The sequence below is a fragment of the Marinobacter sp. AC-23 genome (genome assembly GCF_001858325.1).
In the GTDB taxonomy this organism is placed as follows: domain Bacteria; phylum Pseudomonadota; class Gammaproteobacteria; order Pseudomonadales; family Oleiphilaceae; genus Marinobacter.
Genome location: NZ_MBPP01000075.1, coordinates 1 through 7591 on the forward strand (window position 1 = coordinate 1; position 7591 = coordinate 7591).

Consider the following 7591-nt stretch of genomic DNA (forward strand, 5'->3'; position numbering starts at 1 on the left):
TCGCTCGGCGTGCTGAAATCGATCCTTTGCGGGGCCAAACTGTGCCTGTCCACGGATAAACAATGGATAATATAGCAACACATCCGTTGCTACGGCATTGAAAAGCATCTAACCTGTTGCTTATTACCTAAAAAGCAACCTATGCGTTTACAAAAATGAACCCACTACTGCAACAACTCAAAAAGCGACGACTGGCGCTCGGCCTTAACCAAAGCGATATGCTGCTACGCATTGGGGTCTCACGCCAGCAGTACCAACGCTTGGAATCCAAGGGAAATCCCAGACTGGATACCCTGGAACTGATAGCAAAAGGCCTTAACAGCAAACTCATGCTTATCCCCGAAGATAAGCTCAGCGCAGTTCGCGCAGTGCTGGAGCAAGAAGGTGAATATTCTGATAATGAGTCGCCTGTGCTGGGCAAATCGCTAGAGCCTACCAAAGATAATACAAAACAAAGCCTGATTGATAACCCATGGCAAGGCTTGCTGGGGGAAGAGATTAATGAGCGATAACCGCGCGGAAGAAGTGAGCGTACTCCGCCTGACGTTGCACGACAAACTGGTCGGCTATCTGGCCGGCTTTCAGGGCGGACGCAATGTTTTGAGCTTTGCTGAGAGCTTCAGAACAGATACGATCCGCCCAACATTTAGCTTGATTACTCACCCAGAATTCCCACGCGCAGAGAAGTTGATAGCAGAAGCCTGGGCAAGAAATCAAAGACTGCACCCCGTACTGTCTAATTTGCTTCCCGAAGGGGCGCTGAGAGCGTTGATTGCGCAAGGGCTTAAAGTTCACACCGATAATGAATTTCACATTTTTTCTCATCTGGGAGAGGACCTACCGGGCGCTTTAGTCGCCGAACCCATGAAGCCAGAAGATGTACCAGAGAGTGTTCTTGGCACTCATGGCAAAGCCAGAGCCGTAGAGTTTCAGAAAGCCTCTCCTGGTAACAAGTTTTCTCTGGCCGGTGTTCAGATGAAGTTTTCAATGAAAGCAATTGATGGCCGTTACAATCTTTCAAAAGACAATATTCTGGGCGACTGGATTGTTAAAACACCGTCCACCTTACACAGAGATGTACCGGCCAACGAGTACACCGCCATGACGCTCGCAGCACTAGCCGGAATCAATATACCTGAAATCGAGTTGGTTGAGCTGAGCAACCTGGACAACCTCCCCCAGATAAATTTGCCCGACGAGAAACAGGCTTTTGCGATCAAGCGTTTTGATCGGGATAATGGCTCCCGCACCCACATGGAAGACTTCGCCCAGGTGCTGGTGAAGTATCCTCACGAGAAATACAATTCGGCAAGTTATGAACAAATCGGCCGAATTCTCTACAAATTTTCCGGCGATGGGCTGGCAGATGCGCAACAATTCGCCAGGCGATTGCTGATAAATATTCTTCTCGCTAATGGCGATGCGCACCTCAAGAACTGGAGCTTACTTTATTCCGACCAGATTACTCCTCGGCTCTCACCTGCCTACGATATCGTCACAACCAGCGTTTACATTGAGAATGAAACACAATACGCACTGAATTTAGCGAAAACCAAAGACTGGTATCGCGTTTCATATGAGCACTTCCAATCCTGGGCTACCCGGGCCGACATTCCGTGGAGAGCAATCAAACCACATCTGGATGACACGATGGAAAAAGCAAGAGATCTGTGGCCAAAAGCCATCAAAAACCTACCTATGAATGAAGACCACAAGCGGAAACTTAAAAAACACTGGAGCACACTGAAAAGCGATTTTCGCATTCTATGAAATAGGGACACTACAAACACAAAAAGGCCCGGGGTCGATACCGCCGGGCCTTTGGGAATCACGTCAGGCTAAGCTGAGTAAGCTGTGCCCACAAGTAAGCTGTCCCTGTCCAAGATTGGCCCATTTGAATTGAGTTTGGCGTCACTCAAACAGCTTTTCCAAACTATCCGCCGTCAGTACCCTTTCTAACCACCCCTCGATATCCGCCGGAGAGGCGTTTTGCATTGTCTCTTCTACCCAATTCGGCAGCGCTCAAACTTCAGCGCTATGAGTTTTCGAAGGGCGGCGGCTTCACCTTGCTGCATACCTTGTTGCATGCCCTTTTCCATGCCCTCTGCTCGCAGTCGTTCGCTCAGCGTTGCCATGGTGGTGCTCTCCTGCGGGTATTTCTGTTGGTATAGTTCCATTTCATTATCATCCAAGGCTGCGTAGATGTCGATGAAGTCCAGATACTTCAATTGCTTCTCTGGATCAGGCTCCAGCGTACTCAAGCCCTGTACCGCTCGAGCATACACCTCCAATTTCTGATCTTGCTGCCAACTCATCAAACTCAAACAAAGCCTTTCACACCAGTATTAAAGAACGCATTTCGCCACAATTCGATCTGGCGGAGGCCATTCGCACGCAAACAGAACAGCAGTCGCTAAATGAGTTTACGGTACCGCTGAAACCTTTGCTGGGATTTGAGGGCGTGATTCGCAAGGGCTTTCAGCGAGGCATACTCTTTGGCTTCGAAGATTACCTAGAACTGGTCGATTGCACTGGCCGAATTAGCCGGGATGACAAACGTGGCGCAATCGATGAAAAAGCCTTGCCAATTCTGGAGAGGCTGAATATTGACCCGGGCCAGTGGTGCGAGCGAGCGACTCGGTTTGAGGCAACCTATCAGGATTATCGACAGAGCCGGCGACGACGGGCGGCCTGAGGGTCGAAACCGCCGGGACTTTGGGAATCACGTCAGGCTAAGCTGTGCCTGTCCATGATCAATTTTGCCGAAGTTAAGCAGTGTATATTCGTAAATCCCTGCAAAATCCTCAGCCGCCAAGTTCGAGAGTTTATACACCGTGTTGCAGCTTCACCCGAGAAGCAATATCGCGCAGAGAAAGATCGCTTTCGCCGCTTTGCTCTCCAGCTTCGACTGCTTGTCTTAACGCAGCCAACTGGCTTTCCTGGCGCTCAAGTAGCCTCAATGCTGAACGAACGACTTCACTGGTTGAGCCGTACCGTCCAGACTGGATCAGCTTCCCAACAAAGTCATCTAATGGAGCACCGATAGTTACACTTGTCGTTCTAGCCATGAGAAGGCCCTCCGCTGTATCAATAACTAACACAACTATAGCGACGCAAAAGCCAACCAACAAGTGGGAATTCTTTCATCCGCTATCTGTATTCACCAAAACGAAAACACAATCGATCCTTGGGTTATAGGGATGCTTTACAAAATGCCGAATAGGCACCTCAGAAACAGCAAAGGCCCAGAGGTCGAAACCACCGGGCCTTCGGGCATCACGTCAGGCTATGCCTGTCCATGATTTGACTTTCCTATGCTTCAGGCCGCAACAAGTCTCTTCACGTTGAGCTCTTTACGATGTTGTTCAGCATGCCAAAGTTCATATTGGGACTGCTGATTTAGCCAACTCTCTGCCGAAGTGTCGAAAGCAATAGAAAGCCGAATAGCCATTTCGGGGCTAATACCGGCCTTGCCGTTCAATACAGCGCTCAGCGTTTTTCGGCTAACACCCAATGCCTCTGCAGCCGCCGTGACAGAGAGGCCAAGAGGCTCCAGACAAAGCTCTCGTAACACTTCGCCAGGGTGGGGAGGATTATGCATCATCATTGCTGTACCTCAGTGGTAATCTTCATAATTAACTACCTCAGCATCACCTTCTTCAAACCGGAAAGTTACTCGCCAGTTACCACTAACTGTCACCGACCAGACCCCGGCGCGGTTGCCGGACAATTCGTGCAACCGAAGGCCTGGTAAGTCCATATCTTTGGCGTCCGACGCTACATTTAATCTACCGAGAATAAGCCGAAGCCTCTTCGCGTGAACAGCCTGAATCCCTACGGTGCTGCCGGACTTGAAGAACTTGGCCAAGCCCTTGTGTTTGAAGCTTCGAATCATTCTTTAATCGTACCCTGCAACGTATCAGGTGTCAAAGCGTACAGCTTGGTCAAACGGTACCCAACTAGGGCATCCGGTGGACGGCCACCAGGCCGGAGGCTAAGCTGTGCCGAGGCTAAGTTGTGCCTGTCCATGATAATTGCCTACAGGTTTTTGGTGGCAGCATGCCCAATACGCCGACCAAGGTTCCCTTGGCGAATGCACCGTATAGACTGCCTTTGCGATGAACGTACGCAAGAAGTCCCGGGAAAAAACGCCGGAGCCTTCGCTCTCGTAACTCGTGCGGCGCTCCGAACACCTGAATGTGAATCGGGTTATCACGCATTGCCCGGGCGCAAATTTCTGCAGCAGCTAGCAGGTCACATTGGCCCAGAGGGTGAATGGTATAATTCTTCATTTTCAAGCTAAGCTGTGCCTGTCCATGCTTGTTTTGATTGATTTTTGTGACTACCCACCAAAAAACATAGCTGGCCTTAAATTAAACCGCTCAGACAAACTCTCAATTGCGTTGCGACTCAGGGTTCTCTTCCCACTAAGAACCTTTGACACCATGGTTTTGTCGCCAACTTCCGGCAAATCACTACCAGTCAGATGGTGCTGCTTCATCAAAGTACGAAGCAGTGCAATATCGACGGGTATTGATTCTGCTTCATCGGCGAATGCCATCAGCGGTTCACTCCGCGATTCATAGCGCTCAATGGCCTGACTGAGCATATCTATGAGTGGGTTCAGCGGATCGTCGAGGGTATCGCTGGCAGACTCCAATACACACTCAAGTGTTTCCAGAGCTGCATTATATTGCTCTTCCGTATCAATGTTCATTAAAGGCTGTGCAGCCGCCATAAATGTCTGATACGCATCGAATATCGCTAACTGTGCCATAGACCCACCTTCAATCCTGTGCTCTCGCGTACTTTTTTGTCAGCTTGTCATAATCCGCGTGGTTCACGATGTGCTTGATATACATGCGTTTGTTCACAAACTGGATGAATGCAAGAACACGAAGATTATTACCACCAACGTCCAAAACCCACCATTTATCCTTATATTTGAAATTATCCAGCGATGGAAACACCGCTTTTAGTTCGCTCGGCGTGCTGAAATCGATCCTTTGCAGCACGTTATACATGTCGAGCAACGCATCCCGATCGTTGGGATACTTTAAAGCTGCATGATTAAACGGTTTCTTTGAGATTACATTCATCGACCTTCCTTGGATAACCTATCACGAACCATATCAGGGAAGTTGACTGATGGTCAACATTTGAAACAGGCTACCCAGCCTTTCTTTTAGCTGCTCCAGCACTAAAAGAACGCATTTCGCCACAATTCGATCTGGCAGAGGCCATTCGCAAGCAAACAGAACAGCAGTCGCTAAATGAGTTTACGGTACCGCTGAAACCTTTACTGGGATTTGAGGGAGTGATTCGCAAGGGCTTTCAGCGAGGCATACTGCGCGGCTTCGACGGTCACCTAGGGCTCGTCGATTGCACTGGCCGAATTAGCCCGGCTGACAAACGTGGCGCGATTGATGAAAAAGCTTTGCCGATTCTGGAGAGGCTGAATATTGACCCGGGCCAGTGGTGAGTCAGGCTAAGCTGTGCCTGTCCATGATACTGATGATACTTGACGAACTCAGCTCCTAGTCAAACAAAGCAAGGCCCGGCGTTATGCTAGGGCTTTGTCGCGCGATTTCCGCATTCTTTCCAAAGCGGCTTCAGATAGAAACGCCGAGCGCGACCGAGCCTCGTTCGGATGCTCCTTCAAAAACCTATCAATCTGAATCAAAACCAAACGGGGCACAGTGATATTAATTTTCTCTGCCTTGCCCAAAAAGGGGGTTACATCGATCTCAACAAAGCCCCACACCGCGCCCTCAAAGTCTGGGTTTGCACGATGTTCAGCAATAGGATTTGCACCGGGGATCTCCTCCCCGAATTCTGCCAACAGCTCAAGATGCCCAAGAATCGCCTCTCGCGCATTATCCAGCGCCTCGTCTTCACTGGCACCCGCAGAGAAGCAGCCAGCAATATCAGGCACGGTAACCCCGTAGTTCTTTCCATCATCTGTATGAAGTGCTACTGGGAAACGCATAACAATTACCTCAAGTTTGATCCGCTGCCCTTTCGGGCCGTTATTTCCAGCCGGCCTGCTTCCAGATATTGTTCAACGTACCCTTTGCCAGTTCCGACTTGGGGTGTGGCAACGTAACCAACCCCGGTTTTGTTGGGTGCTTAAAGTGATGATGGCTCCCATTCACACGCACGAGCTCCCAGCCATCTTTTTCCAGTTTCTTTCTGACCTCAGCGCTTTTCACGTAAGCTCCCTTTAACTTATAGTGGTTATTATACCCACCTATTAAACTTAAGCAACACTGTACCTACCATAGTCAGGCACTGCCTCGCCCGTTTTTTACTATTCTTTCGGTTGAAACAAACAGGAGCGTCCAATGGATATGGAAAACAGACTTAAAGTAGCAATCGAGAACGGTTAGATTTTGCGTGTGACTTGTGCTGGAAGGGCATCTATAGCTTCATCAGGCTGTGCCTGTCCATGATCATCAGCTTTGATCAATCTCAGTCTCTTAAAGAAACAAAATCTCAATGCCCTTGCGTTTCACAAGGTTCAAAAGCTTTAGTGATGCCCCGGCTGGCTTCTTCTCACCAGCTTCCCATTTTTGAACTGTTGAAACACTCACATTCAGAATTGCGGCAAATACCGCTTGGCTCATGCAAGTTTGCAGGCGAATCAGGCGGATATCGTCTGGCGGAAGCTGCGTTTTGTCCACCTGGCAGAGAGCCTCGTACTCCTTAAGCCGGCGCTTACTAATTAGCCCCGTCATGCGTAGATCAGAGGCAGTCTCCTGAATCTCATTCAACAAACGATTGTCACGCTCAGTGGTTACCATATGCAATTTCCCTTAAGACATCGCTTTGCAGTGCCTGTTGCAGATCCAGGATCAAACGCCAGAAAATCCGACGCCAACTCCTGAAGCGCCCTCAATTCAACTTTTGATATATTTGCCCTTTCATTCTTCGCAAAAGCAAACATAAAGAACCAGCGGCCCCCCAAATTAGTGGCAACCAGCGTTCTCACCCCTCCACGCTTGCCCTGCCCCTGAGTCGCTAGCCGCTTCTTGAAAACTCCATCGCCAAGATCAGCATCAATGAGCCCAGCTATCATTTCGGTTACAGCCTGGCGCAGTTCATCATCTGACAGGTTATTTTTGCGCATCCAGCGCGAGAATGTTTTCGTTCTGAAGATCCTTATCATTCTGTGATCATAGCACTGGGTGAGATGCTTCGTATAGCGCAGCTTAACTTGGCGCTCTTGCTGTTTTTTCTGGAGAGGGGGGGGGTAAAACTATGCTATGCCTGTCTGTGGTGATTTTTTTTGCCGATTCTGGGGAGGCTGAATATTGACCCGGGCCAGTAGTGAGTCAGGCTAAGCTGTGCCCAGACTAAGCTGTGCCTGTCCATAATCCTTTGATGATGGTCTTTCAACTTGGATTCATAGAATAAGTGCAGCACTTTGGATCAGCAGGTAGAGGTAGGAGGGCCGTTGCCGGTACCCTCATTCGCTTTACCTACCAAAGTGAAGAGAACCATGGGATACCGACAACTGACCCAAGCACAACGATACCAGATTTCGGCCTTCTTGCGAGTAGGTTGGAGTCAGCGAAGAATAGCCCAAGAG

Annotated in this window: 14 protein-coding genes; 4 read left to right on the top strand and 10 right to left on the bottom strand. The window is 49.4% G+C overall.

Annotated features, from left to right (window positions below; genetic code table 11):
• The first annotated feature begins 155 nt into the window (after nt 1-155).
• Together BCA33_RS17960 and BCA33_RS17965 are read left to right on the top strand one after the other, a co-directional pair.
• Nucleotides 156-512: a helix-turn-helix domain-containing protein gene (locus BCA33_RS17960; protein WP_071268015.1), complete on the top strand. Its 357-nt coding sequence runs from the start codon at nt 156-158 to the stop codon at nt 510-512.
• A 34-nt stretch (nt 513-546) separates the two neighbouring features.
• Nucleotides 547-1770, top strand: a complete 1224-nt coding sequence (locus tag BCA33_RS17965; protein ID WP_254774589.1) for a type II toxin-antitoxin system HipA family toxin — start codon at nt 547-549, stop codon at nt 1768-1770.
• Nucleotides 1771-2003: 233 nt separating this feature from the next.
• Here BCA33_RS17965 and BCA33_RS17970 read toward each other — a convergent pair whose 3' ends face one another.
• Nucleotides 2004-2315 carry a hypothetical protein gene (locus tag BCA33_RS17970; protein WP_071268019.1) on the bottom strand — a complete coding sequence of 104 codons (312 nt, stop codon included), beginning with the start codon at nt 2313-2315 and terminating at the stop codon, nt 2004-2006.
• Nucleotides 2316-2461: 146 nt separating this feature from the next.
• On the opposite strand from BCA33_RS17970, the gene BCA33_RS17975 reads away from it, so the two are divergent.
• Nucleotides 2462-2695 carry a hypothetical protein gene (locus BCA33_RS17975; RefSeq protein ID WP_254774591.1) on the top strand — a complete coding sequence of 78 codons (234 nt, stop codon included), beginning with the start codon at nt 2462-2464 and terminating at the stop codon, nt 2693-2695.
• A gap of 130 nt (nt 2696-2825) precedes the next feature.
• Here BCA33_RS17975 and BCA33_RS17980 read toward each other — a convergent pair whose 3' ends face one another.
• The 5 genes from BCA33_RS17980 to BCA33_RS18000 form a co-directional block, all read right to left on the bottom strand.
• Nucleotides 2826-3068 carry a type II toxin-antitoxin system ParD family antitoxin gene (locus BCA33_RS17980; RefSeq protein ID WP_071268035.1) on the bottom strand — a complete coding sequence of 81 codons (243 nt, stop codon included), beginning with the start codon at nt 3066-3068 and terminating at the stop codon, nt 2826-2828.
• Nucleotides 3069-3319: 251 nt separating this feature from the next.
• Nucleotides 3320-3607, bottom strand: coding sequence for a HigA family addiction module antitoxin (locus BCA33_RS17985; RefSeq protein ID WP_071268021.1), 288 nt, complete (start codon nt 3605-3607; stop codon nt 3320-3322).
• Nucleotides 3608-3616: 9 nt separating this feature from the next.
• Nucleotides 3617-3895 carry a type II toxin-antitoxin system RelE/ParE family toxin gene (locus tag BCA33_RS17990; RefSeq protein ID WP_071268023.1) on the bottom strand — a complete coding sequence of 93 codons (279 nt, stop codon included), beginning with the start codon at nt 3893-3895 and terminating at the stop codon, nt 3617-3619.
• A 447-nt stretch (nt 3896-4342) separates the two neighbouring features.
• Nucleotides 4343-4777: a type II toxin-antitoxin system HigA family antitoxin gene (locus BCA33_RS17995; RefSeq protein ID WP_071268025.1), complete on the bottom strand. Its 435-nt coding sequence runs from the start codon at nt 4775-4777 to the stop codon at nt 4343-4345.
• 10 nt (nt 4778-4787) lie between these two features.
• Nucleotides 4788-5099: a type II toxin-antitoxin system HigB family toxin gene (locus tag BCA33_RS18000; RefSeq protein WP_071268027.1), complete on the bottom strand. Its 312-nt coding sequence runs from the start codon at nt 5097-5099 to the stop codon at nt 4788-4790.
• A gap of 218 nt (nt 5100-5317) precedes the next feature.
• On the opposite strand from BCA33_RS18000, the gene BCA33_RS22340 reads away from it, so the two are divergent.
• A complete protein-coding gene (locus BCA33_RS22340) occupies nt 5318-5482 on the top strand; it encodes a hypothetical protein (protein WP_254774593.1) in 165 nt (54 codons plus the stop codon).
• A gap of 81 nt (nt 5483-5563) precedes the next feature.
• On the opposite strand, the gene BCA33_RS18005 is transcribed toward BCA33_RS22340, so the two are convergent.
• From BCA33_RS18005 to BCA33_RS18020, 4 genes are all read right to left on the bottom strand, one after another.
• Nucleotides 5564-5989, bottom strand: coding sequence for a type II toxin-antitoxin system HicB family antitoxin (locus tag BCA33_RS18005; protein ID WP_071268029.1), 426 nt, complete (start codon nt 5987-5989; stop codon nt 5564-5566).
• Nucleotides 5990-6029: 40 nt separating this feature from the next.
• On the bottom strand, nt 6030-6212 hold the full coding sequence (locus tag BCA33_RS18010) for a type II toxin-antitoxin system HicA family toxin (RefSeq protein ID WP_071268031.1): 183 nt from the start codon (nt 6210-6212) through the stop codon (nt 6030-6032).
• A 267-nt stretch (nt 6213-6479) separates the two neighbouring features.
• The gene (locus tag BCA33_RS18015; protein WP_071268033.1) at nt 6480-6803 is read right to left on the bottom strand and encodes a DNA-binding transcriptional regulator; all 324 of its coding nucleotides are present in this window, start codon (nt 6801-6803) and stop codon (nt 6480-6482) included.
• Nucleotides 6797-7168: a type II toxin-antitoxin system RelE/ParE family toxin gene (locus BCA33_RS18020; RefSeq protein WP_083394823.1), complete on the bottom strand. Its 372-nt coding sequence runs from the start codon at nt 7166-7168 to the stop codon at nt 6797-6799. The genes BCA33_RS18015 and BCA33_RS18020 overlap by 7 nt, the downstream gene beginning before the upstream one ends.
• Nucleotides 7169-7591 lie beyond the last annotated feature (423 nt).

Coding starts and splice junctions, on each gene's coding strand:
- BCA33_RS18015 (WP_071268033.1), bottom strand. CDS start 6,803: ATGGTAACCACTGAGCGTGACAATCGTTTGTTGAATGAGATTCAGGAG.
- BCA33_RS18020 (WP_083394823.1), bottom strand. CDS start 7,168: ATGATAAGGATCTTCAGAACGAAAACATTCTCGCGCTGGATGCGCAAA.
- BCA33_RS17960 (WP_071268015.1), top strand. CDS start 156: ATGAACCCACTACTGCAACAACTCAAAAAGCGACGACTGGCGCTCGGC.
- BCA33_RS17990 (WP_071268023.1), bottom strand. CDS start 3,895: ATGATTCGAAGCTTCAAACACAAGGGCTTGGCCAAGTTCTTCAAGTCC.
- BCA33_RS17995 (WP_071268025.1), bottom strand. CDS start 4,777: ATGGCACAGTTAGCGATATTCGATGCGTATCAGACATTTATGGCGGCT.
- BCA33_RS17970 (WP_071268019.1), bottom strand. CDS start 2,315: ATGAGTTGGCAGCAAGATCAGAAATTGGAGGTGTATGCTCGAGCGGTA.
- BCA33_RS17980 (WP_071268035.1), bottom strand. CDS start 3,068: ATGGCTAGAACGACAAGTGTAACTATCGGTGCTCCATTAGATGACTTT.
- BCA33_RS17985 (WP_071268021.1), bottom strand. CDS start 3,607: ATGATGATGCATAATCCTCCCCACCCTGGCGAAGTGTTACGAGAGCTT.
- BCA33_RS18005 (WP_071268029.1), bottom strand. CDS start 5,989: ATGCGTTTCCCAGTAGCACTTCATACAGATGATGGAAAGAACTACGGG.
- BCA33_RS18000 (WP_071268027.1), bottom strand. CDS start 5,099: ATGAATGTAATCTCAAAGAAACCGTTTAATCATGCAGCTTTAAAGTAT.